At 71.5% G+C, this 24,331-nt stretch carries 21 protein-coding genes; 9 read left to right on the top strand and 12 right to left on the bottom strand.

What is annotated here, in order from left to right; translation table 11 throughout:
* Positions 1–3: 3 nt before the first annotated feature.
* Positions 4–918 carry an NAD(P)-dependent oxidoreductase gene (locus ACH4RG_RS15480; protein ID WP_398539656.1) on the bottom strand — a complete coding sequence of 305 codons (915 nt, stop codon included), beginning with the start codon at positions 916–918 and terminating at the stop codon, positions 4–6.
* Positions 919–977: 59 nt separating this feature from the next.
* Between ACH4RG_RS15480 and ACH4RG_RS15475 the strand changes: the two genes are divergently transcribed.
* Both ACH4RG_RS15475 and ACH4RG_RS15470 read left to right on the top strand, forming a co-directional pair.
* On the top strand, positions 978–1,403 hold the full coding sequence (locus ACH4RG_RS15475; protein WP_398539655.1) for a MerR family transcriptional regulator: 426 nt from the start codon (positions 978–980) through the stop codon (positions 1,401–1,403).
* Positions 1,404–1,614: 211 nt separating this feature from the next.
* Positions 1,615–3,678 carry a DUF4157 domain-containing protein gene (locus ACH4RG_RS15470; RefSeq protein WP_398539654.1) on the top strand — a complete coding sequence of 688 codons (2,064 nt, stop codon included), beginning with the start codon at positions 1,615–1,617 and terminating at the stop codon, positions 3,676–3,678.
* A gap of 15 nt (positions 3,679–3,693) precedes the next feature.
* Here ACH4RG_RS15470 and ACH4RG_RS15465 read toward each other — a convergent pair whose 3' ends face one another.
* The 4 genes from ACH4RG_RS15465 to ACH4RG_RS15450 form a co-directional block, all read right to left on the bottom strand.
* Positions 3,694–4,377 (bottom strand): CatB-related O-acetyltransferase, encoded by a 684-nt coding sequence (locus ACH4RG_RS15465; protein WP_397916858.1) that lies wholly within the window; start codon positions 4,375–4,377, stop codon positions 3,694–3,696.
* 152 nt (positions 4,378–4,529) lie between these two features.
* The gene (locus ACH4RG_RS15460) at positions 4,530–5,279 is read right to left on the bottom strand and encodes a DUF2071 domain-containing protein (RefSeq protein ID WP_397916857.1); all 750 of its coding nucleotides are present in this window, start codon (positions 5,277–5,279) and stop codon (positions 4,530–4,532) included.
* Positions 5,276–5,620, bottom strand: a complete 345-nt coding sequence (locus tag ACH4RG_RS15455; RefSeq protein WP_397916856.1) for a metalloregulator ArsR/SmtB family transcription factor — start codon at positions 5,618–5,620, stop codon at positions 5,276–5,278. The genes ACH4RG_RS15460 and ACH4RG_RS15455 overlap by 4 nt, the downstream gene beginning before the upstream one ends.
* 194 nt (positions 5,621–5,814) lie before the next feature.
* Positions 5,815–6,456: a superoxide dismutase gene (locus ACH4RG_RS15450; protein ID WP_018959211.1), complete on the bottom strand. Its 642-nt coding sequence runs from the start codon at positions 6,454–6,456 to the stop codon at positions 5,815–5,817.
* A 314-nt stretch (positions 6,457–6,770) separates the two neighbouring features.
* On the opposite strand from ACH4RG_RS15450, the gene tkt reads away from it, so the two are divergent.
* Both tkt and ACH4RG_RS15440 read left to right on the top strand, forming a co-directional pair.
* Positions 6,771–8,990, top strand: a complete 2,220-nt coding sequence (tkt, locus tag ACH4RG_RS15445) for a transketolase (protein ID WP_398539653.1) — start codon at positions 6,771–6,773, stop codon at positions 8,988–8,990.
* Positions 8,991–9,049: 59 nt separating this feature from the next.
* The gene (locus tag ACH4RG_RS15440) at positions 9,050–9,721 is read left to right on the top strand and encodes a Dps family protein (protein WP_397916854.1); all 672 of its coding nucleotides are present in this window, start codon (positions 9,050–9,052) and stop codon (positions 9,719–9,721) included.
* Positions 9,722–9,748: 27 nt separating this feature from the next.
* Here the strand turns inward: ACH4RG_RS15440 and ACH4RG_RS15435 are convergent, their stop codons facing one another.
* The 4 genes from ACH4RG_RS15435 to ACH4RG_RS15420 form a co-directional block, all read right to left on the bottom strand.
* The gene (locus tag ACH4RG_RS15435; RefSeq protein WP_397916853.1) at positions 9,749–10,984 is read right to left on the bottom strand and encodes an epoxide hydrolase family protein; all 1,236 of its coding nucleotides are present in this window, start codon (positions 10,982–10,984) and stop codon (positions 9,749–9,751) included.
* 71 nt (positions 10,985–11,055) lie between these two features.
* Positions 11,056–12,129 (bottom strand): glycerophosphodiester phosphodiesterase family protein, encoded by a 1,074-nt coding sequence (locus tag ACH4RG_RS15430; protein WP_397916852.1) that lies wholly within the window; start codon positions 12,127–12,129, stop codon positions 11,056–11,058.
* A 280-nt stretch (positions 12,130–12,409) separates the two neighbouring features.
* The gene (locus ACH4RG_RS15425; RefSeq protein WP_397916851.1) at positions 12,410–13,879 is read right to left on the bottom strand and encodes an amino acid permease; all 1,470 of its coding nucleotides are present in this window, start codon (positions 13,877–13,879) and stop codon (positions 12,410–12,412) included.
* A 120-nt stretch (positions 13,880–13,999) separates the two neighbouring features.
* Entirely contained in the window at positions 14,000–15,496 is a 1,497-nt protein-coding gene (locus ACH4RG_RS15420; RefSeq protein WP_397928102.1) for an amino acid permease, read from the bottom strand.
* Positions 15,497–15,851: 355 nt separating this feature from the next.
* Between ACH4RG_RS15420 and ACH4RG_RS15415 the strand changes: the two genes are divergently transcribed.
* Entirely contained in the window at positions 15,852–16,445 is a 594-nt protein-coding gene (locus ACH4RG_RS15415; RefSeq protein ID WP_397916849.1) for a biotin transporter BioY, read from the top strand.
* Positions 16,446–16,452: 7 nt separating this feature from the next.
* On the opposite strand, the gene ACH4RG_RS15410 is transcribed toward ACH4RG_RS15415, so the two are convergent.
* Together ACH4RG_RS15410 and ACH4RG_RS15405 are read right to left on the bottom strand one after the other, a co-directional pair.
* A complete protein-coding gene (locus tag ACH4RG_RS15410) occupies positions 16,453–17,745 on the bottom strand; it encodes an FAD-binding oxidoreductase (RefSeq protein WP_398539652.1) in 1,293 nt (430 codons plus the stop codon).
* Positions 17,746–17,854: 109 nt separating this feature from the next.
* Positions 17,855–19,288 (bottom strand): amino acid permease, encoded by a 1,434-nt coding sequence (locus ACH4RG_RS15405; protein WP_397916847.1) that lies wholly within the window; start codon positions 19,286–19,288, stop codon positions 17,855–17,857.
* Positions 19,289–19,513: 225 nt separating this feature from the next.
* Here ACH4RG_RS15405 and ACH4RG_RS15400 point away from each other — a divergent pair, with 225 nt between their 5' ends.
* The 3 genes from ACH4RG_RS15400 to ACH4RG_RS15390 all read left to right on the top strand — a co-directional run bounded on the left by ACH4RG_RS15400 (position 19,514) and on the right by ACH4RG_RS15390 (position 22,218).
* The gene (locus tag ACH4RG_RS15400; protein ID WP_397916846.1) at positions 19,514–20,002 is read left to right on the top strand and encodes a ribose-5-phosphate isomerase; all 489 of its coding nucleotides are present in this window, start codon (positions 19,514–19,516) and stop codon (positions 20,000–20,002) included.
* 113 nt (positions 20,003–20,115) lie between these two features.
* Entirely contained in the window at positions 20,116–20,940 is an 825-nt protein-coding gene (locus ACH4RG_RS15395; RefSeq protein ID WP_397928105.1) for an Fpg/Nei family DNA glycosylase, read from the top strand.
* Between the two features lie 132 nt (positions 20,941–21,072).
* Positions 21,073–22,218, top strand: coding sequence for a PP2C family protein-serine/threonine phosphatase (locus ACH4RG_RS15390; RefSeq protein WP_397916844.1), 1,146 nt, complete (start codon positions 21,073–21,075; stop codon positions 22,216–22,218).
* Between the two features lie 89 nt (positions 22,219–22,307).
* On the opposite strand, the gene ACH4RG_RS15385 is transcribed toward ACH4RG_RS15390, so the two are convergent.
* Complete coding sequence (locus ACH4RG_RS15385) at positions 22,308–23,492, bottom strand: cation:proton antiporter (RefSeq protein ID WP_397916843.1); 1,185 nt, start codon at positions 23,490–23,492, stop codon at positions 22,308–22,310.
* Positions 23,493–23,774: 282 nt separating this feature from the next.
* On the opposite strand from ACH4RG_RS15385, the gene ACH4RG_RS15380 reads away from it, so the two are divergent.
* Positions 23,775–24,275, top strand: a complete 501-nt coding sequence (locus ACH4RG_RS15380) for an HD domain-containing protein (RefSeq protein WP_397916842.1) — start codon at positions 23,775–23,777, stop codon at positions 24,273–24,275.
* Positions 24,276–24,331: the final 56 nt, after the last annotated feature.

The following is a 24,331-nucleotide window of genomic DNA, read 5'->3' as shown; positions in this document are numbered from 1 at the left end:
CCGCTACCGCGCGCCCCGCTCCGCCGCCTTCTTGAACACCTCGAAAACGGCCAGGTAGTTCGACCCGCCGTGGCCGTCCTCGATGGCCTGTGCAGCGATCTCCCGCATCAGCCGCGGCTGCCCGGCGTGCACGCCCTGCTCCTCGCAGGTGAGGGCGATGTGCTCCAGCGCGTTCAGGTTCATGTGCATGGTGCCGAGGTCGCCCGGGTAGTGGCCCGCGTCCAGATCCGGCGCCTGCTCGACGAGGGTCGCGTCCACCACCGTGGGCAGGAACCAGTTCACCGCGAGATCGGCGAACTCCGCGGCCCGTACGCCCGCCGAGCCGACGAGCGCGGTGGCGTGCAGGAAGCCGTTCATCGTCGCGTACATCAGGCCGAGCAGCGCCGCGTTGTGGAGCACCGCGAGCCCGGGATCGGAACCGAGGTACCGGGGGGCGCCCAGGCTCGCCAGCGTGGCCCGGTGGGCGTCGAAGACCTCGCGCGGACCGCTGAAGAGGAAGACGGATCCGGGGTCCCCGACGAGGGGCGGCGGCACCATGACCGCACCGTCCAGGTAGGTGACACCGCGTTCCGCCGCCCAGGAGGCCGCCGCGTGCGCCTCGTTCGGCGTACCGGAGTTGAGGTTGACCAGGGTCCGGCCCGCCGCCGCGTCGCCGGCGGGGTCGAGCACCTCGTACAGCGTCGCGTAGTCCTTGAGGCAGACGACGGTGAGAGGGCCGGCAGCCACGGCGTCGGCCACGGACGCCGCGAGCCGCGCGCCCCGGGCGACGAGATCCCGGGCCTTCTCCGGGGTGCGGTTCCAGACGGTGGTGGGATGGCCGTTCTTCAGCAGGGCTCCGGCGAGGGCGAGCCCCATGGGGCCGAGGCCGATCACGGTATCGGGGTTGTCCTGCGAGCGTGTTGAAGTCTGATGTGTCATGCGCAATAGGCTGCTGTCTCACACCGGTGAGAGAGTCAACCGAATGTGGTGGTCGTCATATGCGCATGGGTGAGTTCTCCCGACGGACGGGCGTCAGTCAGCGTCTGCTGCGCTACTACGAGGAGCAGGGCCTCCTGCGCCCGGCCCGTCGCCCGAGCGGCTACCGCGAGTACGAGGAAGCGGACGTCGTGACCGTACGGGGCATCCGCATGCTGCTGGCCGCCGGTCTCAACACGGCCGTCATCGCCGAGCTGCTGCCCTGCATGGTCGACGAGGACCGCATCCTGGAGCCCGCCTGCTCCAGCATGCTCCCCGACCTGCGCCGCGAGCGCGCCCGCATCGACGAGGCAGCCGCCGCCCTGCTGGCCGCCCGCGACCGGCTGGACGCGCTGATCGAGCTGACGGCCGAGGACGGTGTGACCGACGAGGAGGCGTGCGCGGCGGTGGCCGGCGGGCGCGACGGGGCCAGCCTGAGGTCGGCCTGAGCGGGCGGTCAGAGACGGTCAGAGACGGTCGGTGTCGGCGTCGCCGGAGGCTGCCCCGGCCGTGAGGCGCCGGACTTCGAGGTGCTCACCCGCCGGACGTGACCGGGGGGCAGAGATTGCTTCCCCCGGCCATGTCCGGGCGGCCCTTTCGCGCGTAGGCGCTCGCGGGTAGGCAGGGGTAAGTCCCGCCGCACCTCCGAGAGGCATCGCCATGCATACCCCCGCACGTGACAGTTCGACCGATGTCAGGGCGGGGCGTGCGGTCCGGCCCCGGCAGGCGGAGGAGGGGCAGGAGAGGCTGCCGTCCGGCGTCCCGGCTTCGTTGCTCGGGCTTCAGAGATCCTTGGGCAACGCGGCGGTGGCGCAGCTGATCGCCAGGGAGCGGGAGGACCGCGACGAGGGTGAGGGCGAGGACCGGCCGGTGCAGCGGGCGATGGCCCACCAGGTGCTGCGGTCGCCGGGGCGGCCGATGCAGGAGCCGTTGCGGCGGGAGATGGAGGGCCGGCTCGGCGCGGACTTCTCCGCCGTACGGATCCACGCGGATCCCGTCGCCCAGCGGTCCGCCGCCGAGGTCGGCGCGCGGGCCTACACCTCGGGCGAGCACGTGGTCGTCGGGGACGGCGGGAAGGACAGGCACACCCTCGCCCACGAGCTGACCCATGTCATCCAGCAGCGGCAGGGCCCGGTCGCCGGGACGGACACGGGGGACGGGCTGCGGGTCAGCGATCCCGGTGACCGGTTCGAACGCGAGGCCGAGGCCAACGCTTCACGGGTCATGGCCGCGCCCGCGCCCGTGCAGTGTGCCGAGGCCGAGGCGGGGACCCGCGATACGGCGTCCGCCTCCGGCGGCGGGGCGGTCGTCCAGCGCAAGGGGCACGATCCTCTGAAGCCGCGCCTCCCCGCCGAGGCGCCCCCCGCCGAAGGGCTGATGAGCAAGTTGAAGGCGCTGACCCGTACCCAGCCGGACCCGGGTGACGTCGTCATGGCGCAGGTGCGGGCCGCCGTGGTCGCCTACGACAGTGATGGGAAACGCGACCCCGCCTACTGCATGACGAAGCTTATGGACATCCAGGAGAAGATCGCGGAGGCCCGGACGGGGGCGAGCGAGGCCGTCCTGACCTTCCTGCGGAGTGCCAAGAGCGTCGTCGATGCGGAGTTGAACGTGGTTGCGCATCAGTCAGAGCGCGACCGCACCTTCCCGGACGGGGCGCTGGGCCCGTACGAGGCGATGACGGACACCGGCATGCTGTGGAACCGCGAGGAATGGCCCGACAGCTCCCATGCGTTCGGCATGAAGGGGGCGTCCTACTTCCGTGAGCTTTCGGAGCTGAACCGGGCGGGGATGGCCAAGGAGATCGCCGGGCGGGGCACACAGGACTGGGTCGCCGGTGTCGAGAACAAGCTGACGACCGCGCTGGACCGGAGCGTGCTGTGCCATTACACGACCGCGTCCCGGGCCGCGCAGATGGCCGGGGGACGGATGAAGTCGAAGAGCGAACTGCTCCGGGAGAACCCGAACGCGGAGAACAACTCGGAGGCGTACGACAAGCACGGCCTGGCCAACGAGGGCTTCGTCTTCTTCTTCCTGGAGGTGCCGGGCAGTCCCTTCCGCAGCACGCGTTTCAGCGGTGGCGAGGAGGCGGCCCGTATCGAGATCCCGCTGACCCAGTCCCCCCTCATGAGCCAGGGATGGCTGATGCTCAGCGACTTCGCCCAGCGCGACTACCCGACCGTACGGGCGAAGCCCGAGGACCCGGCGCAGACGCAGTCCAAGCTCCCCACACGCGAGGACGAGTTCTCGCCCGGCTTCTCGTTGCCGGTAAGGAAATTCGAGGCGGGAGCGGGCTCCGCCTCGATCAACATGAACCTGGCCGAGAAGGAGAGGGACGCGGAGCAGGACAACGAACGCAGGAGCCAGATCATCTTCATCATGAGCCAGGTGGCGGCCGACAAGTACAGCACCATGGCCTACGGGGGAACCCCCGGACCCGAGGCGGAGGTCTACCCCGAGAAGCTGCGTTCCAACACCCTGATGGGGAGCGACATCGTGCCGGGCCTCGTGGAGCGGGCCGTGGTGGAGATTCAGCGCCTCTCGGAAGTCAACCCGAAGCTCGCCGACGCCCTCAAGTCCATGTCCGGGGACGACCTGATGCAGTACCTGCTCAAGGATCTCCTGCGCCCGCAGGCGATGCTGCCGAACTCGGTCGACCTCAGCGCCAGCGCCGCCAAGGTGGTCCACCAGTCCGGCGCCCAGCCGGCAGCGGCCATGGCCTGACCGGAGGCGGCGGCGTCACCGGTCGCGTCGGGGGTCCTCACCGCCCGCGCCCGGCGCCGCCGCCTCCAGTTCCGCCACCGTGCCCGACATCACGGTACGGATGTGGCGCGTCAGGTGGTCCGCCGGCCAGTCCCACCAGGCCACCGCCAGCAGGCGCGCGATGTCCGCCTCCTCGTACCGGGTGCGGATCAGGCGGGCCGGGTTGCCGCCGACGATGCCGTAGTCCGGGACGTCCGAGACCACCACGGACCGCGAGCTGATGATCGCGCCGTGCCCGATGCGGACCCCCGGCATGATCACGGCCTCGTAGCCGATCCAGACGTCGTTGCCGATCACGGTGTCGCCCCGGTTGGGCAGGCCGGTCAGCAGGTCGAAGTGGTCCGACCAGGAGCCGCCGAGCGTCGGGAAGGGGAACGTGGACGGCCCGTCCATACGGTGGTTGGAGCCGTTCATGATGAACCGCACCCCCGTGCCGAACGCGCAGAACTTCCCGATCACCAGGCGCTCCGGCCCGTAGTGGTAGAGCACGTTGCGGGTCTCGAACTCCGTGGCGTGCTCGGGGTCGTCGTAGTACGAGTAATCCCCGGCCTCGATCAGCGGTGAGGTGACCAGGGGCTTCAGCTGCACCACGCGCGGCTGGCCGGGCATCGGGTGCAGGACGGTGGGATCGGCGGGGACGGGCGCGGGGGCAGATGTCATGAGGTCGCTTCCGGGGCGGGGTACGGGCGGACGGGCGTGGATCATCGTGGCATCCGGGCCTGGCGGAACGCGGGTATTTTCCCGCCGGCCCGGGCCGGGACGGCCCGCCGCCCCTGCTCGGCCCCCGTGCGCGGCCCCCTGCGCAGCCGCCCCTACGCGGCCACCGCCCCCGCCTCGCACCCCAGCCGGAACGGCTCCCCCTGCGACCAGTCCGCCGCCACTCCCCGCATCACCAGCGCGCTGTCCAGCACCGCGCTGCCCGGCGGGAAGCGGTCCAGGTCCTCGAAGAACGAGGACCGTACGGAACGGGGCCGGCCCGCCGTCACCTTCCAGGCGTCGGTGGACAGTTCGAGGACGTCCAGGTGGTCCCCGCCGGTGTTGGGGGAGAGGCCCCGGCTGCCGAGGCGGAAGAACTCCGACGCCTCCGCCAGGTCCGTGAACAGCCCGCTGCCGCGCAGTTCGTCGGCGGGCTCCACGGTCGCGTCCACCTCCACCTCGCCGTCCCGGGTCGCGAAGGCCACCCGTACGGAGTCGGCGTCCTCCCGCACCGTGAAGTCCGCGCGGCCGTGCTCGCCCGGGTAGATCCGCCCGCCCGCGAAGGCGTTGAGGCGGGAGGCGGTGTCGCGGCGCGGGATGTAGACGCCGCGCTCGACGCCGTCCGGCCCGTCCCACTCCACGGAGATCCGGTGCGCCGCGTTCTCGCTGGTCAGCCCGGTCGCGGCGGGGGCCCAGGCGGGGCGGACGCCACCGATCCGCAGCAGGCAGATCCCGGCCACCGCCTGGCCGCGCACCAGTTGGGGCCGCAGTGGGGCGGGGAGCAGGGCCGCCGCGACGTGAGGGTCGACCCGGTAGTTCACCAGGAGGCGGCGTTCGATGACGCTGGAGAGCCGGGCCCGGATCATGAGGCGTCGCCTTCCGGCGCGGAGCGCCACTTGGTGTTGCGGAGCACGATCTGCTCGGGGCACACGGCGCTGAGGAAGCGCCCCACGCACAGGGCGAGCCGTTCCTCGGCGAGGGTGTAGAGGATGCGGTTGGCGTCGCGGCGTTCCGTGACGAGCCCGGCTCCCTTGAGCACACCCAGGTGGCGCGAGATGGACGGGGCGCTGATCGGGAACCGGCTCGCGATCTCGCCGGCGGCCAGCTCGCCGCCCCGCAGATCCTCCAGGATCTGGCGGCGGGTGGGGTCGGCGAGCGCGCGGAAGGCGCTCGCCTCTTCGTCGGCGGGAAGGGCGGGTGAATCCATGTGTGCATGTTTAGCACATGAGCTAAGCAGCTAATCAGGTGCCATGGGGCAGCCGTTATGGGGCAACCCCATGGGAGAACCCCCGCGAGTCAGGTCCTCGCGGGGGCTCCCCGTTCATCCGCCTGCCGTGGTGAAGGTTGAGAAGACGATCACGAGGCAGGACGTCCGTGGTGGCGCGGTATGCCGGTCTCCGGTCAGGGGGCGAGCAGCAGCACGTCGGCGCGCTCCTTGGCGGCGGCGTAACGCTTCGCCACGTCCTGCCAGTTGACGACGCGCCACATCGCCTCGATGAAGTCCACCTTCTGGTTCTTGTACTGCAGGTAGAAGGCGTGCTCCCAGGCGTCGAACACGAGGACCGGGACCGAGCCCTGGCCGACGTTGCCCTGGTGGTCGTAGACCTGCTCGACGATCAGCTTCCCGCTCACGGGCTCGTACGCGAGCACGCCCCAGCCGGAACCCTGCGTGGTCGCCGCGGCCTTCGTCAGCTGGGACTTGAAGCCCGCGTAGGAGCCGAAGGACTCGGTGATCGCGTCGGCGAGGTCGCCCACGCCGTCCGCCGCGAGGGGCTCGCCGCCGCCGTCGCCGGTCATGTTGTGCCAGTAGATCGAGTGCAGGATGTGGCCGGAGAGGTGAAACGCGAGGTTCTTCTGAAGGCCGTTGATCGCGCCCCAGGCCTCCTTGTCGCGGGCCTCTTCCAGCTGCTCCAGGGTGTCGTTCGCACCCTTGACGTACGCGGCGTGGTGCTTGTCGTGGTGCAGCTCGATGATCTGCGGGTTGATGACCGGTTCGAGTGCCGCGTAGTCGTACGGGAGTTCCGGGAGCGTGTACGTGGCCATGATGCGAGCCCTCCGACTGCTGGGAATGCCGTCCAGTTGTTATTGCAAGTTATATGCAAGAGCAGGCTAACAGCAGGAGTGCTCCGAAGTGATCAGCCCTTCGGCCTAGGACTCGCGGCGCTGACCGTGGAATCCCGCCCTCTTCCTCCCGTTTGACCGGCAAAGGTGATTTGCTCCTTATTCCGTGCTGCGCCCACCGTCGCGCGTTTGGTCCCGCCGTTCCGGGGGACCCGGCCCAACAGCCGGGCGGTCCGGGGCCGGGACCACGGTCGCGTCGTCCGCTGCCCGCTCGCCCCGCTGATCAGGAGGACTTGATGGCACCCGCCGAAACGCCGAACGGCCCGAACGACGGTCGCGATCCGCGCCTTGCCCCGCCCCTCGCCGAAGCGGCGGGCTGGGGGCCGCTCGACGTCCGCGCCGTCGACACCGTGCGGGTGCTGGCTGCCGACGCCGTGCAGAAGGCGGGTCACGGTCACCCCGGCACCGCGATGAGCCTGGCCCCGCTGGCGTACCTGCTGTTCCAGCAGGTGATGCGGCACGACCCGGCCGACGACCAGTGGCTCGGCCGGGACCGCTTCGTGCTGTCCTGCGGCCACACCAGCCTCACCCTCTACATCCAGCTGTACCTGAGCGGCTACGGCATGGAGCTGACGGACCTGGAGGCGCTGCGCACCTGGGGTTCCGCCACGCCCGGCCACCCGGAGTACCGGCACACCAGGGGCGTCGAGATCACCACCGGGCCGCTGGGGCAGGGGCTGGCCTCCGCCGTCGGCATGGCCATGGCGGCCCGACGCGAGCGCGGCCTCCTCGACCCGGACGCCCCGGCCGGCACGAGCCCCTTCGACCACCACGTGTACGTCGTCGCCTCCGACGGCGACCTGATGGAGGGTGTGACGTCCGAGGCCAGTTCGCTGGCGGGACACCAGGAGCTCGGGAACCTGATCGTCTTCTACGACTCCAACCACATCTCCATCGAGGACGACACCGACATCTCCTTCAGCGAGGACGTCGCCGCCCGCTACGCCGCGTACGGCTGGCAGGTCCAGACGGTCGACTTCACCCGGACCGGCGACTACGTCGAGGACGTCGACGCCCTGCTCGCCGCGGTCGAAGCCGCGAAGAGCGAGCGCGGCCGGCCCTCCCTGATCCTGCTGCGCACGATCATCGGCTGGCCCGCGCCCACCAAACAGAACACCGGCAAGGCCCACGGCTCCGCGCTCGGCGACGACGAGGTCGCCGCCACCAAGAAGCTGCTCGGCTTCGACCCGGACGCCGACTTCGCCGTCGAGGACGACGTACTGGAACACGCCCGCGCGGTCGTCGGGCGCGGGGCCGATGCCCACCGCGCCTGGGAGCCCGGGTATCAGCAGTGGCGCTCCACCCACCCCGAGCGCGCCGAACTCCTCGACCGGCTGCGGGAGCAGAAGTTCCCCGAGGGCTGGGCCGAGAGCCTGCCCGTCTTCGCCCCGGACCCCAAGGGCATCGCCACCCGCAAGGCGTCCGGTGATGTCCTCTCCGCGCTGGCCCCCGTGCTGCCCGAGCTGTGGGGCGGATCGGCCGACCTCGCGGGGAGCAACAACACCACCATGGAGGGCGAGCCGTCCTTCGTGCCGGAGTCCAAGCAGACCGGCGAGTTCCCCGGCAACCCCTACGGCCGCACGCTCCACTTCGGCATTCGCGAGCACGCCATGGGCGCGATTCTCAACGGCGTCGCGCTCCAGAGCCTCACCCGCCCCTACGGCGGTACGTTCCTGATCTTCAGCGACTACATGCGCCCGGCCGTCCGGCTCGCCGCCCTCATGAAGCTCCCGGTCACCTACGTCTGGACCCATGACTCCATCGGCCTGGGCGAGGACGGCCCCACCCACCAGCCCGTCGAGCAGCTCGCCGCCCTCCGCGCGATCCCCGGCCTCGACGTCGTACGGCCCGCCGACGCGAACGAGACGGCCGTGTGCTGGCGCGCCGTCCTGGAGCACCACGACCGGCCCGCCGGTCTCGCCCTGACCCGGCAGCCGCTGCCCGTCCTGGAGCGGGGGGACGACGCCTACGCCCCCGCCGAGGGGGCCGCCCGGGGCGGCTACGTACTCGCCGACAGCCGGGGCGGGACGCCCGACGTCATCCTCGTCGCGACCGGGTCGGAGGTTCACATCGCGCTGGAGGCAAGGGAGTTGCTGGCCGCCGAGGGGCATGACGCGCGCGTGGTCTCCCTGCCCTGCCGCGAATGGTTCGCCGAGCAGCCGTACGCCTACCAGGACGCCGTCCTTCCGCCCGAGGTCCGGGCCCGGGTCAGCGTCGAGGCCGCCGTCGCCCAGGGCTGGCGCGACGTCGTGGGGGACGCGGGCCGCATGGTGAGCCTGGAGCACTTCGGCGCGTCCGCCGCCTACGAGCGCCTGTACGAGGAGTTCGGCATCACGCCCCGGGCGGTCGCCGACGCCGCGCGGGAGAGCATCCGCGCGGCCGCGGGACCCGTCCGGCCCGGCGGGGAGCGCCCCGGCGCGGCCCCGGTCGAGGGAGGCACCGGGGACGTCGGCTAGACGACCTCACTCCCACCAGCCCATCACCATCTCCGTTGTTCACCCCACAGAGGAGCCCCATGTCCCCCGCACGTACTCCCCGCTACACCGTCCCCGGCCTCGGCGTCGACGAGGGCCGACAGGTCATCGAGCTCCTGACGCTGCGCCTGCACGCGCTCAACGACCTCGCGCTCACCCTCAAGCACATCCACTGGAACGTCGTCGGCCCGCACTTCATCGCCGTCCACGAGATGCTCGACCCGCAGACCGCAGCCGTACGCGACATGGCCGACGCCGCCGCCGAGCGCATCTCCGCCCTCGGCGGCGAGCCGAACGGCACCCCGGGCGCCCTGGTCAGGGAGCGCACGTGGGACGACTACAGCGTCGGGCGCGCCGACGCCATCGCCCACCTCGGCGCCCTGGACCTCGTCTACACGGGCGTCATCGAGAGCCATCGTGAGGCGGTCGAGAAGGCCGGCGAGATCGACCCCGTGACCGAGGACCTGCTCATCGAGCACCTGCGCGGTCTGGAGCAGTTCCAGTGGTTCGTCCGGGCCCACCTGGAGTCCGGCTCCGGCACCCTGGCGAACGCCGACGCCGACACCGAGGAGGAGGCGGCCGAGGCGGCGTCGCCGAAGCGGGCCGCCGCCAAGCGCACCTCCGCCAAGAAGACGGCGCCGCCCGCCCCGGCGAAGAAGACCGCCAAGAAGGCGGTCAAGAAGACCACGGCGAGCAGGCGCACCACCCGCTGAGGAGGCCCGGGCCCTGGACGAGACGGTTCAGGGCCTTCGGCCGCGGAAGGTGCGGCGCAGGTCGCTCACCCACGCGTCCGGGTTCTCCCAGGGGATGAAGTGACCTCCGTGGTCATGGGCGTTGACGTTGACGTGGTTGAACCAGTCGGCCTGCGGGCCGTTCTCGAACGCCCGGACGCGCTCGTCGGCGGTGTGGACGCCGGGAGGGTTCTCGTACGTGACGAGCGTGAGGCCGACCGGGGCCCGCACGACCGGGGTGCGGCCGTGGGACGGGGCCCAGGGGTAGCGGTTGGCGTTGGCGTAGTAACGCATCGACGTGGCGATGGAGTTGTTCGCCCAGTAGATCGTCGCGTGGGTGAGCAGGTCGTCCTCGCTGAAGACGGACGCGAGGTCTCCGCCGTTGTCGCTCCAGGCGTTCCACCGCTCCAGCAGCCAGGCGAGCAGCCCGGCGGGGGAGTCGCTGAGCCCGTGGGCCAGGGTGGCGCCGTCGAGCATGTGTACGGCGAGGTGCGGCGCCCAGCGGCGGTCCTGCTCGACGATGCGGGCGCGGACGTCGGCGGGCTGCTCGTCGGTGAGGGGCCGGTTCCGGGCGAAGTCCCAGGCGCGGGGGCCGGTGAAGAAGTCGAGCGGCAGCCCGGAGCCGATGTGGACGCCGTACAGCTCGTCGGCGTACTTGTGGCCGAGCTGGCTGGAGACGAGCCCGCCGATGTCGCAGCCCCCGGCGGCGTACTTCTCGTACCCCAGCGTCTCGGTCATCAGGGTGTGCCAGAGGTCGGCCACCTTCCAGAAGTTGACGTCCGGGAAGCCGGTGAGCGGGCCGGGGAAACCGAAGCCCGGCAGGGACGGCACGATGACGTCGAACGCGTCGGCCGGGTCGCCGCCGTACGCCGCCGGGTCGGCGAGGGGGCCGATCACCTTCGACCAGTGCCAGAACGTCCACGGCCAGCCGTGGGTGAGGATCAGTGGGACCGGGCGGGGGCCCCGGCCGGGCTCACGCATGAAGTGCACGGGGACCCCGCCGACGCTCACCCGGTACTGCTCGTGGGCGTTGATGGCGGCCTCGGCCGCGCGCCAGTCGTAGCCGTCCCGCCAGTGGGCGACCAGCTCACGCAGACTGCGGTCCGGAACGCCGTAGGACCCGTCCTCGTTCCCCTCGTCCAGTGGCGGTCGGGTCCGTGCGAGACGGGCACGCAGGTCGTCGAGGACCTGGTCGGACACATGGATCGGGGTGGGCTCCAGGGGGAAGACGTGCGGGGCGCTCATGGCGTGGTCCCTTCCGGGCAGGAGGAAGCGCTGTTGCCGGAACGTTTCCACATCCCCCCGCCCGGCGGGAGTCACGCCCGCAGGTCGTCCCTGGCCTGCGCCGCCAGGTCCGGGAAGTCCGTCACCACCGCGTCCACGCCCTGCCCGTAGTGGAAGGCGTACTCGGCGAACGCGTCGCCGAAGGCGGTGGGCGCACTGCCCCGGCGGTACGCGGCCGGGAGGTACTGGTTCTCCGCCCGGAAGGTGTACGCGCCGACCTTCAGGCCCGCCGCGTGCGCGTCCGCCAGCAGGGTGCTCGGCGGGACGAGCGAGGACTTGTCCGGGCCGATCCACTGCGCGTACGAGGCGATCTCGCGCAGTCCGGCCGGGGTCATCATGTCCCGGTAGGAGGTCCCGTGCCCGTATGGGCCGCCGCTCGTGCCCAGCGCCTGCCACAGCGGGAGGCCGAGGCGGGCCGCGGCCACCCGGCGCAGGCTCGCGGGATCGAAGGACTGGACGACGCAGTCCCGGGCGGTCAGCCGGTTCCGGCGGATCACCCGGATCAGCTCCTCCTCCAGCGGCAGCCCGATCGAGCGGAAGTACGCCGGGTGCTTCGTCTCCGGGAACACCGCGATCCGCCGGCCCGACCCCCGGGAGAGCCGCCGGGCCAGGTCGACCACCTCCTGGAAGGTCATCACCGAGCCCCGCCCGTCGAAGACCGTGTTGCGGTCGCGGACCAGCGGAAGCCGTTCCACGGTGCGCAGCGTCCGCAGCTCCCGCAGGAGGAAGTCCTCGGTGAACCAGCCGGTCACCGCCTTGCCGTCGACGGTCTTCGTGGTGCGGCGGTCCGCGAACTCGGGGCGGTCGGCGACGTCCGTCGTCCCGCCGATCTCGTTCTCGTGCCGCACGACCAGGACGTGGTCCTTCGTCGGCACGAGGTCCGGCTCGATCCAGTCGGCCCCGGCCCGGACGGCATAGGTGTACGCGTCGGCGGTGTGCTCGGGCCGCCAGCCGGCCGCCCCGCGATGCCCGATGACCAGGGGGCCCGACGGGCGGTGGGGGCCCCGGCCGGCGGGGGCGGGGGCGGCGACGGCCGGGGCGGTGGCCGCGGCGGTGACGGCGGCGGTGGCCAGGAGGATCGAACGACGCCTGGGGGCAACGGACATGACGGCTCCTCGGGTGGGTGGAGCCACCACGGAAGCGAGGGCGGATGACGGCCCGGCGTACGGTACCCGGCCCTGCGATGTCCTGTTGGCCACGGGTGCGCGCGGCGCCGGAACTGCACACGGGAACGCCGGACGCCGAAACGCCGGGCTCCGCCCCGATCGTACGAGGAGGAGCCCGGCGTTCGTGGAGGGCGCCCGGAAACCGCTGCCGCGAGGTGCCCGGGAACCGGTAACGCGATGCGGTAGGGAACGGGTAACGCGAGGCGGTCGGGAGCGGGAGCTACTTCCGCTGCGCCGGGGTCACGGCCGTGCCGTCGCCGCCCTCGGCGCCGCTCCCGCCGTCGCCGCCCCGTCGCCGCTGACGTACGAGGCCGATGCCGATCAGCACCACGGTCAGTGCTCCCGTGGCCAGCAGCTGGTCCCGGGTGTCGGGCTGGCGGAGCATCAGCAGGAAGATGCCCACCATGGCCGCCAGGGCGACGATCGTGCCGACGGGGAAGAACCACATCCGCACGACCAGCTTCTCGGGCGCCTCCCGCTCGGTGCGGCCGCGCAGGATCAGCTGGGAGGCCGCGATGAAGATCCACACCACCAGGATCACCGCGCCGATCATGTTCAGCAGCCACGGGAAGACGTCGTCGGGCCGCCAGTAGCTGAGCAGCACGCACGCGAAGCCGAAGACCGAGGAGAACAGCACGGCGTTGCGCGGCACCCCGGAGGAGATCTTCCCGAGGACGGCGGGACCCTGACCGCGGGCGACCAGCGACCGGGCCATGCGGGACGCGCCGTAGATGTTGGCGTTCATCGCGGAGAGCAGGGCGACGAGGATGACCACGTTCATGATCTGCGCGGCCGACCCGATGCCGAGGTGGTCGAGCATCGCGTAGAACGGGCCGACCTCGGCGACCTTCGGGTCGTCCCAGGGGACCAGCGTGACGATGACCGCCATCGAGCCGATGTAGAACACCGCGATGCGCCACATCGCCGTACGGACCGCCTTCGCGACGCCCCGCACCGGGTTCTCCGACTCGGCCGCCGCGATGGTGACGGTCTCCAGACCGCCGTAGGCGAAGACGGAGGCGAGGAGCCCGATGATGAACCCGTCCATGCCCTGGGGGAGGAAGCCGCCGTCCCCCGTGAGGTTGGACAGGCCGGGCGCCTCCGTGTCGGGCAGGACGCCGAGGATCGCCAGCAGGCCGAGCACCAGGAACAGCGTGATCGCGATGACCTTGAGCGCGGCGAACCAGAACTCGAACTCGCCGAAGTTCTTCACGGCGGCCAGGTTCGTCCCGAGGAAGATCACCATGAACAGGGCGACCCACGCCCACTCCGGCGTCCCCGGCAGCCAGCCGCTGACGATCTGCGCGGCCCCGATGCCCTCCAGGCCCACCGCGACGCAGAGCAGGAACCAGAAGGACCAGCCCGCGGTGAACCCGGCCCAGGGGCCGATCGCCCGCTCGGCGTGCACGGAGAAGGAACCGGACGCCGGATTGGCGGCCGACATCTCGCCGAGCATGCGCATCACCATCATGACGAGCAGCCCGGAGATGGCGTACGCGACGATGATCGAGGGCCCCGCGGCGGCGATCCCGGCACCCGAGCCGACGAACAGCCCGGCGCCGATCACCCCGCCGAGGGCGATCATCGAGAGGTGACGCTGTTTGAGTCCGTGGGTGAGCGCGGAGTCCGCCGAGGGGCCGGCGGGGGCCGCGGAGTCAGCGGTGGGGGGAGACGCGGAGGTCCGAGGCATGGACGGGCTCTGTTCGGTAGCTGAGACAGGGGATGAGCCCACAGTCTGAGCACCCCCACCGCTCACAGGGAACAGGTGTCCGCTATACGGTCACCAGGCTCACACAAGGTGTGCACCCGCCTACCGGTCGGTAATCGTCGGGTTCCCGCGCTGCTCCCGCCGCTGCCGCCCCACCGCCACCAGGAGCACCAGCGCCGTCGCCCCGGCCGACCACAGCACCTGCGGGCGCGCCGCCTCGTCGGTCAGCATCAGCACCAGCACCCCGAACAGTCCGGCCAGCGTCACCCAGGTCAGATACGGGAAGCACCACATCCGCAGCGTGAGCGCCTCGGGGGCCTCCTGCTCCAGCCGGGCGCGCAGCCGCAACTGGGAGGCGGCGATCAGCGCCCACACGAACAGCAGCACCGCGCCGACGGAATTGAGCATGTAGAGGAACACCGTGTCCGGCCACAGCAGGTTGAGCAGCACGGAGACGAAGCCGAAGGCCACCGAGGCCAGCACCGCCCGGCGCGGCACACCGCCCGCCGTCTCCCGCGAGCCCTTGCCCGCTGTCTCCCGCGAGCCCCCGCCCGCCGTCTTCCGTGAGCCCCCGCCCGAGACCTTCAGCAGCCCGCGCGGGGCCTCCCCGCGCTCCGCCAGCGAGAAGATCATGCGGGAGGAACCGTACAGATTGGCGTTGAGCGCCGAGAGCAGCGCCACGAACACCACGATGTTCATGATCTGCCCGGCCGACGGCACCCCGATCGCGTCCAGCACCTTCACGTACGGGCTCAGCCCCGCCCGCTGCGCGGTCCACGGCAGCACGGTCACGATCACCAGCATCGAGCCGACGTAGAAGAAGAGGATGCGCACCACCGCGCTGCGCACCGCACGCCCCACCGCGCGCGCGGGGTCGTCCGTCTCGGCGGCGGCGATGGTGACGACCTCAAGACCGCCGAAGGCGAAGACCACGGTCAGCACGCCGGAGACGACCCCGCTCCAGCCGTTGGGCAGGAAGCCGCCCCGGCCGGTCAGGTTGGTCATCCCGACCGGGTCCGTGTCCGGGAGCCAGCCGAGGACGGCCAGCAGCCCGAGCACCAGAAAGACCACGATCGCGCCGACCTTCAAGGAGGCGAACCAGAACTCGAACTCGCCGAAGTTCTTCACCGCCGTCAGATTCGCCGCGGTGAACACCACCATGAACAGCAGCACCCACGCCCACGGTTCGACGCCCGGCACCCAGCCATGGGCGATCTGCGCGGCCGCCGTCGCCTCCACCGCGAGGACCACCACCAGCAGGAACCAGTACAGCCAGCCGACACTGAACCCGGCCCACCGCCCGAGCGCCCGCTCGGCGTGCACCGAGAACGAACCGGAGGCGGGCATCGCGGCGGACATCTCGCCCAGCATCCGCATCACCAGCATCGCGAGCGCCCCCGCGATCAGGTACGAGACGACGATGGCGGGCCCCGCCACCGCGATCCCCGCGCCGGAGCCCACGAACAGCCCCGCCCCGATCACCCCGCCGAGCCCCAGCATCGTCAGATGACGCTGCTTGAGACCGGGCGACAGCGGCTCGGCCGGAACGGCGGAGGAGGGAGGAGGAGAAGCCGGGATGGGGGGAGGTGCCTCGTGCATGGGGGAGGGGTCACTCTCGGATCAGCGAGCCGCGACGGGTCGTGGCGGGTCGTATCACGTCGTTCGGGGGGCCGACCAGACGAGCTGATCGTTTATGGGGAAGCTACAGTCTCACCGATCGCCGCCCTCTCCGCCAAAATGCACCGAGGCGCCCCTCACCTCCGTGACGAGCGTCACGCGGGAGAGTGATTGCGGCCCGGTCTTTGTGCGAATCCCACCAAGGCATCAACCGCCGCTTTGTGGGCGGCTGATGGTGATCGAGCGTTAACCCGTGGGCTAACGTCGGCGGGAGCCCGACCCCACCCTGCCCGGCGGGGGCCGTCCCGGCCCACCTGCCCTCACCTGCGGAGTCCCGATGAGCACTGCTGCCGCCCCCGTCCGCTCCGGAGCGGTCCTCGCCGACCTGCTGCCCGCAGCCCGGCACCGCTACGCCGTGGACGCGGCCCTCGTCCTGGGCGGCGCCGCCCTGACCGGCATCGCGGCCCAGATCGCGCTCCCGGTCCCCGGCTCCCCGGTCCCGGTCACCGGCCAGACCTTCGCCGCGCTCCTCATCGGCACCGCGCTGGGCGCCCGCCGCGGCTTCCTCTCCCTCGCGCTGTACGCCCTCGTCGGCATGGCCGGCATGCCGTGGTTCGCCGAGGCCTCCTCGGGCTGGTCGATACCGTCCCTGGGCTACGTCTTCGGCATGCTCCTGGCCGCCACGGTCGTCGGCGCCCTCGCCCGGCGCGGCGGCGACCGCTCGGTGCTGCGCACCGCGGGCACGATGGTCCTCGGCTCCGCGATCATCTACGCCATCGGCGTGCCCTACCTCGCGCTGTCCACCGGGATGTCGCTGAGCGCCGCCGTCGCCGCCGGACTCGTCCCCTTCCTGATCGGCGACGCCCTCAAGGCGGCGCTGGCCATGGGGCTCCTGCCGACCAGCTGGAAGCTGCTGGGCCACCGCGGCTGACCCCCGCTCAGCCCTCGTAGGACCCGCCGAAGAGGCCCGCCGGATCGAACTGGAAGACCAGACCGGCGAGCCTCTTCGCCGTTTCCGGCTCATGGAAACCGGCGGTACGGTCCCCGCCGCCGAAGGAGAAGTTCAGCGACCGCCCCCGCACGAGCGGCCCCAGCACCTCGGACACCTCCCCGTACAGCGAGCGCACCGCCGCCACGTCCGTCCCGTCCAGCGGCGACAGCAGCCGCAGCAGGAAGCCCGCGTCCCGGTACGGCACCGCGTTCGCCGCCTCCGGCCGCCCGGCCAACGCCCCGCCGAGATGGTTGAGCTGCACCACCGTCATCATCGGGGCCCCGGGCCCGGTCAGCTCCAGCACCCGGGCCGCCCGCCCCGCGTCCAGCCCCCGGAGCACCAGCCCCTCCCCGTAGTACGCGTGCGGGAACGGCGGGTCGCTGTGGATGGTGGGGCTCTCGGCGTACGGCATCTCCCGCAACGAGTCCGCGAGCACCGGACCGATGCCCCGCAGGGGGGCCACCAGCCGCTCTCCCTCGGCCGCGTCCCCCGTGAAGGCGACCCGCACCGAGATGACGTACCGCCCGCGCAACCCCTCGGGCAGTTGGGGCAGGTCCGGGTAGACGAGCGCGGCCGACGACGACGTCAGGGAATCCGGCACGGTCCGGGTCCACTCCAGATAGCGGTCCGCCACCTCGGCCGCCCGCTCCCCGGCGAACGCGATCGAGCCCCCGTACAGCCGCTCCACCGCCACCAGGCCGATCTCCAGGGCCGTCACCACCCCCAGCCGGTGACCGCCGCCGCGCAGCCCCCAGAACAGCTCCGGCTCGCGCTCCGGCGTGACCCGGCGCGGAACCCCGTCGGCGGTCACCACCTCCAGCGCCCGCACATGGTCGGCGGCGTACCCGAACTCCCGGGCCAGGATGCCCAGCCCGCCGCCCAGCGTGTACGCGACCGCGCCCACCGAGGGCGACGAACCGTTGAGCGGGGCCAGCCCGTACGGGGTCGCCGCCGCGGTCACCGCGCCCCAGGTCGCGCCCGCGCCGATCCGGGCCGTGCGGCGGACCGGGTCGACGGCGACGGAGTCCAGGGCGCGGGTGACGACGAGGACGCTGCCCTCGACCGCCCCCGGCAGCCCGTGGCCGGTGGCGTGCGCGGCGATGGGGAGCCCGCGCGCGGCGGCGTACGCCACGGCCTCCCGTACGTCGTCGGGGGTGGCGGCCTCGACCAGCCGGCCGGGCCGGATCGGGAAGCCGGTCTGGAAGGTGGCGGGTGTGGGTCCGGTGGACCAGGAGGACATGGGGGAGGCTCTCCTTCGCTCGCGTGTCGGCGGTGCGAGGAAGAGCCTCCCCGGGAAACCTGACAACCTCTGTCAGGTATCGGTCGAACGGGTGCGGTTCATCTGCGGATCACTTGGCGACGGCCTTGCGGCCGCGCATCTCCCGGACCAGCGAGACGCCCACCACCAGGGCCGCGACCAGCAACGACAGCACGACCTGCTCGCGGGCGGCGTCGTCGGTCAGCATGTAGACCAGGACGAAGGAGATCATCGCGATCGTCGCCCAGGTGAGGTACGGGAAGAGCCACATCCGTACGACCAGCTTGCCGGGGGTCTCGCGCAGGATGATCCCGCGCATCCGCAACTGGGTGAAGCAGATGACCAGCCACACGAAGAGCGCGACCGCGCCGGAGGAGTTCAGCAGGAACTGGAACACCGTGTCGGGCCACTGGTAGTTGAAGAACACCGCCACGAAGCCGAAGACGACCGAGGACAGGATCGCCGCCTGCGGCACACCGCGCTTGTCGACCTTGGCGAAGGCCTTCGGCGCGTCGCCCCGCTCGCCGAGCGAGAACGCCATCCGGGAGGCGGTGTAGAGGCCGGAGTTGAGGCAGGACAGCACGGCCGTCAGCACGATGAAGTCCATGACCTGCCCGGCGTGCGGGATGCCGATCACGTCGAGGGCGGCGACGTAGCTGCCCTTCTCGACGATCGACGGGTCGTTCCACGGCAGCAGCGTCAGCACCACGAAGATCGAGCCGAGGTAGAAGACGGCGATACGCCAGATCACGCTGTTGGTGGCCTTGGAGACGGCCCGCTGCGGGTCCGACGACTCGCCGGCGGCCAGCGTCACGATCTCACTGCCCATGAACGAGAAGACGACCATCAGCACACCGGTCAGGATCGCGCCCGGCCCCTCGGGGAAGAACCCGCCGCTGTCCGTCAGATGCGCCAGACCCGACCCCGCGTGGTCCGACCCGGGCAGGAAGCCGAAGACCGCGAGGAAGCCGATGACCACGAACGCGCCGATCGCCACGACCTTGATCCCGGCGAACCAGAACTCGAACTCGCCGTAACTGCCCACCGAGACCAGGTTGGTGGCGGTCAGCACGACCATCACGATCAGCGCCCAGGCCCACTGAGGGACCCCCGGGATCCAGCTCTCCAGGATCTTCGCGCCCGCCGTCGCCTCGACGGCGAGCACCACGACCCAGAAGAACCAGTAGAGCCAGCCGATGGAGAAACCGGCCCAACGGCCGAGGGCCTGGTCGGCGTAGGCGGAGAAGGAGCCGGAGCTCGGCCGGGCGGCGGCCATCTCGCCGAGCATCCGCATCACGAGGACGACCATCAGGCCGACCATCGCGTACGACAGCAGAATCGCCGGACCCGCCGCCGCGATGCCCGCGCTGGAACCCACGAAGAGCCCGGCGCCGATCACACCGCCGATCGCGATCATCGAGAGGTGGCGGTTCTTCAGACCTGCCTGAAGCCCGCCCGACGAGTCCGGCCGGTCCGGCTCACCGGGCTCCTGGCCCGGCTTCGCCAGCGTCGTCTGCGACGTCATGGGGGGAATCCTTACGTTTGGTGCGTGAGGGTGCGCCCTGCTCCGCCGTGGGGTGGTGCGAAGACAGGACCACGCATTCAAGCCCGGAAAGAGGTGGAAGTGGAACCCCCTCTTCCGGATCGTTTGCCTGATCGTTGCCCGCACGGTGTTGACCCCGGCGAGCACGGCGGGAGGCCCCGACCCCGCTGACCGATACCCCGCGAAGTTCGTGCCACACTTCGCACCATGCGCGTGTACCTCGGATCCGACCATGCCGGCTACGAACTCAAGAACCACCTCGTCGAGTGGCTCGGCGCCCACGGCCACGAGGCCGTCGACTGCGGCCCCCACATCTACGACGCCCAGGACGACTACCCGCCGTTCTGCCTGCGCGCCGCCGAGAAGACGGCCGCCGACCCGGACAGCCTCGGCATCGTGATCGGCGGCTCCGGCAACGGCGAGCAGATCGCCGCCAACAAGGTCACGGGCGTCCGCGCCGCACTGGCCTGGAGCGAGCAGACCGCCGCCCTCGGCCGCGAGCACAACGACGCCAACGTCGTCGCCATCGGCGGCCGGATGCACACGGTCGAGGAGTCCACGAAGTTCGTCGAGATCTTCCTCAACACGCCGTACTCGAACGAGGAGCGCCACACGCGCCGCATCGAGATGCTCGCGGCGTACGAGAACACCGGCGAGCTCCCCCCGATCCCCGCCCACCACCCGCAGCAGGGCTGACCCACCCTCCTCCCTCCCCCTGTGCCGCCGGGTCCCGGACCCGGCGGCACGGCCATGCCGCCGCCCGGCCCGGCCCTCGAACCACCGCCCGCCCATCCAGCAGGAGCCCCGCCGTGCCCGAGGGACACACCATCCGCCGCCTCGCCGACGACCACGCCGTACGGTTCGCGGGCGCGCCGGTACGGGTGAGCAGCCCACAGGGCAAGTTCGCCGACAGCGCGGCCCTGCTCGACGGGCGGACCCTGACCGCCACCGACGCCCACGGCAAACACCTCTTCCTCGGCTTCGGCGACACCGGCTGGGTCCACATCCACCTCGGACTCTTCGGCAAGCTCGGCTTCGGCGCCGCCCCGCCCCCGCCGCCCACCGACACGGTCCGCCTCCGGCTGGTCAACGCCGGCCACCACGCGGATCTGCGCGGACCCACCACCTGCGCCCTGATCACCGAGCCCGAGAAGCGCGCGATACACGAGCGGCTGGGCCCGGACCCGCTGCGCGGCGACGAGGACGGCGAGCGCGCCTGGCAGCGCGTCTCCCGCAGCCGGACCACCGTCGCCGCCCTGCTGATGGACCAGAAGGTCATCGCGGGCGTCGGCAACGTGTACCGCGCCGAGGTCCTCTTCCGCCACGGCATCGACCCGTACCGCACGGGCAGGGACCTCACCCGCGCCGAGTGGGACACGATCTGGGCGGACCTGGGGGAGTTGATGCGCGAAGGCGTGCGGAACAACCGGATCGACACCGTCCGCCCCGAGCACCTCCCCGAGGCCATGGGCCGCCCGCCCCGCGAGGACGACCACGGCGGCGAGGTCTACGTCTACCGCCGTGCGAACCTTCCCTGCCACATCTGCCGTACGGAGATCCGCACCGCGGACCTGGTCTCCCGCAACCTCTTCTGGTGCCCCCGGTGCCAGCCGCCGGGACCCTCCGGCGACTGACGTCCCAGCCCCACGCATCCGTGTCATATGCCACGCGAAAACGGTTCCCGCCGCGTGGACGCCCCCATTCCGAGCGCATTGTCACCGGGGTCCCCCTGCACCGGAGGCGTTCGGGTCGATAAGGTCCCGGCAATGGCCCGTAGCGGAGGAGTAGACGACTTCGGGGCCCGGTGGCGCAGAAACCTGCACCGGGCCCGCATCGGCCTGCGCAGATCCGGGGTCGACTACTTCCGCGGCGACGGCTCCGACTGGATCGCCCTGGCCGGCCTGCTGCTGACGATCCCGGCCATCACCCTCGCCACCGTCGCGAGCCCGGTCTGGATCGACCCGGCCGCCCTCGCCCTGCCCATCGTGGCGGGCGGCCTCCTGCTGCGCCCCGCCAGCCTGCTGGGCCTCTACGCGACGGCCGCCGGCGCCCTGATCGTCGAGGCGCTCACCCTCGGCCCGTACCTGGACGGCCCCGCCCGGGTCACTCCCGGCACGGTGCTCACCGTCGCCGCCTGCGGCTTCTTCGGGCTGATCCTGGCCCAGTTCCGGGCCCGGGTCGGCGTGCCCTGGCGGCGTGGCGGCACGATGCTCTTCGACCTGCGCGAACGTATCCGGGTCCAGAGCGCCCTGCCCCGGCTGCCCCAGGGCTGGCACCGCGAGATGGCCCTGCGCCCGGCCGGCGGCCAGTCGTTCTCCGGGGACTTCGTCGTCGCGGCCCGCACTCACGGGGGCCGCACCCTGGAGGCCGTCCTCACCGACGTCTCGGGCAAGGGCATGGACGCGGGCTCCCGGGCCCTGCTGCTGTCCGGCGCCTTCGGCGGGCTGCTCGGCTCGCTGCCCCCGCACGCCTTCCTGCCCGCCGCCAACGGCTACCTGCTGCGCCAGGACTGGGACGAGGGCTTCGCCACCTCGATCCATCTGGTGCTGGACCTGGAATCGGGCGACTACGAGATCTTCTCCGCAGGCCATCCGCCAGCCCTCCAACTCCACGCGGGCACGGGCCAGTGGGAGGAGAAGTCCGGGGAGGGGCCCCTGCTCGGCGTCTACGACGGGGCCGAGTTCGACGCGGTGAAGGGATCGCTCGCGCCCGGCGACGTACTGATGCTGTTCACCGACGGACTCGTGGAGGCCTCCGACCGGGACATGTCCGAGGGCATCGACCGGCTGACGGGCGAGGCCGACCGCTATGTCTCCACCGGTTTCGAGGGCGCGGCCTGGCATCTGATCGAGGCCTGCGCCAAGGACGTCAACGACGACCGGGCCCTGCTGCTCCTCTCCCGCCGGGCCTGAGCGCCCTTCGGCCGGGACGCCGAACGGCGGAGAGGCGCCCGTCACCCGGAGGCCGGGTATCGGGGCGCCTCTCCGCCGTTCGCTGCCGCTCAGACCGACACCGATACCTGTTTCCGGTCCTGGTCGTCGTCCTTCCGGCGGCCGCCCGGAAGGACGCGGGCCAGCCAGTGGGAGCGTCCGGCGGCCAGTGGCGCGAGGACGGCGAGCAGGAGGACGTAGCCGGCGATGAACGGCGAGAGCCGCTCGTCCAGTCCGGCGGCCGCCGCCATCGTGGCCAGGATGAGCGCGAACTCGCCGCGGGCGACCAGGGTGGTGGCGATGTTGGACGTGGCCTGCGCGCCGAAGGAGTACACCTTCGCCGCCGCGAGCCCGGCCGCGATGTTCATGGCGAGCGTCAGCACCACGGCGGCCAGCACCGGCCACAGCACGCTCGGGAGGTCGCCCGGGTCGATGGAGAGGCCGAAGGCGAAGAAGAAGATCGCCCCGAACGCGTCGCGGAGCGGGTGGACGAGCTTCAGGATGCGGTCGGCGGACGAGGTGGAGCCGAGCATCAGGCCGACCATGAACGCACCGATCGCGTCGGCGACGCCGAACATCTCGGAGACACCGGCGACGAAGACGGCCACGCCAAGGAAGGAGATGACGAGCAGCTCGTCGTCCTTGGTGTTCATGAGTCTGCCGATGAGCTTCGTGCCGAACCGGGCCGCCAGGGCGAGCAGCAACAGGAAGCCGAAGGCCTTGCCGCCGTCGAGCAGCGCGGCCGAGAGGCTGTCCGCACCGGACAGGATCGGCTGGAGGGCGGCGAGGTACAGGGCGAGGAAGACGTCCTCGACGACGATGATGCCGAGGATCGGCCGGGTCTCCGGATTCCCGATGCGCCCGAGGTCCACCAGGATCTTGGTGACGATCGCGGACGAGGAGATGCCGAGGACACCGGCGAGGACCAGTGCCTCCGCCGTGCCCCAGCCCAGCGCGAAGCCGAAGGCGAGACCGGCGCCGACGTTCAGCAGGAGGTACGTCCCGCCGGCGATGGCCATCTTCCGGCCGCCCGTCCTGAGGTCGTCCATGTGGAACTCGAGCCCCAGGTAGAAGAGCAGGAGGACGAGTCCCAGCGCGGAGAGCATCTCCAGGTCGTGCGGGTTCTTCAGGAGCGTGTAGCCGGGGGTGTGCGGGCCCAGGAGGATCCCGGCCAGGATGAACAGGGGAATCGTCGGCAGTCCGATGCGGCCGCCGAGGCGGGCGAGGACGGCAGCGGCCAGGAAGGCGCCGCCCATGGCGAGAAGGGTGTCTGCGTGTCCGATGAGCCTGATCCTTCGGGTCGGTCAAGAGCTGGTCAAGGGGGCGTTAAGGATTCATCAGTAATTAGTTTACCGAATGATTGACCCTGCAACTATGGCTCTGCCGAATTGTTATTTTTTGTCGTTCTGATCCCGTTATGGGAGCCATCGGGCGGTGTCATCAACAGCCCGGCGGACGGCGCGAGTTCGGCTTCGGCTCCGGAATCGGCTCGGGCACGGCCCCGGCTGTAGCGCCGCGCGCGGCCGTAGGGTCGGCCCATGACCGAACATGATCTGAGCGTCGCCGACGTGGAGGCCATCGCCCGCGAGGCCCATGCGCGACAGACCGACAAGGCGGGCCGACCGTACGCGGAGCACCTGGCGGCGGTGGCCGAAGGAGTGCGGGTGCGCGGCGGCGACGACGGGCAGATCGCGGCGGCCTGGCTGCACGACGCGATCGAGGACGCCGCGCTCCCGGCGGAGTGGCTGGCCGCCGCCGCCCTGCCGCAGGAGGTGAAGGACATGGTCCTGGCGGTGACCAAGCGGCCGGGCGAGGAGCTGTCCTCGTACGCCGCGCGGATCCTGGCCACTCCGGGCGCGCTGCTCGTCAAGGAGGCGGACCTCGCCCACAACGCGGATCCCGAGCGTCTCGCGGTCCTGGACGCGGCGACGCGTACCCGACTGACGGCGAAGTATGCGCAGGTACGCGAGCTGCTGGGGCTGGCCGGTGACGAATCACCCCCGGACCGAAAGAATCCGGCCAACCCGGAGACGCACTGATCCACCCGCGGCCGGCCCGGCGGGTGGATCAGGGAGAACGGCGAGGGGGCGGCGTC

The sequence above is a fragment of the Streptomyces sp. NPDC021019 genome (assembly GCF_044333295.1).
In the GTDB taxonomy this organism is placed as follows: Bacteria; Actinomycetota; Actinomycetes; order Streptomycetales; family Streptomycetaceae; genus Streptomyces.
The sequence above is the reverse complement of the archived record's forward strand: the minus strand, read 5'-3'. Positions and strand labels throughout refer to the sequence as shown.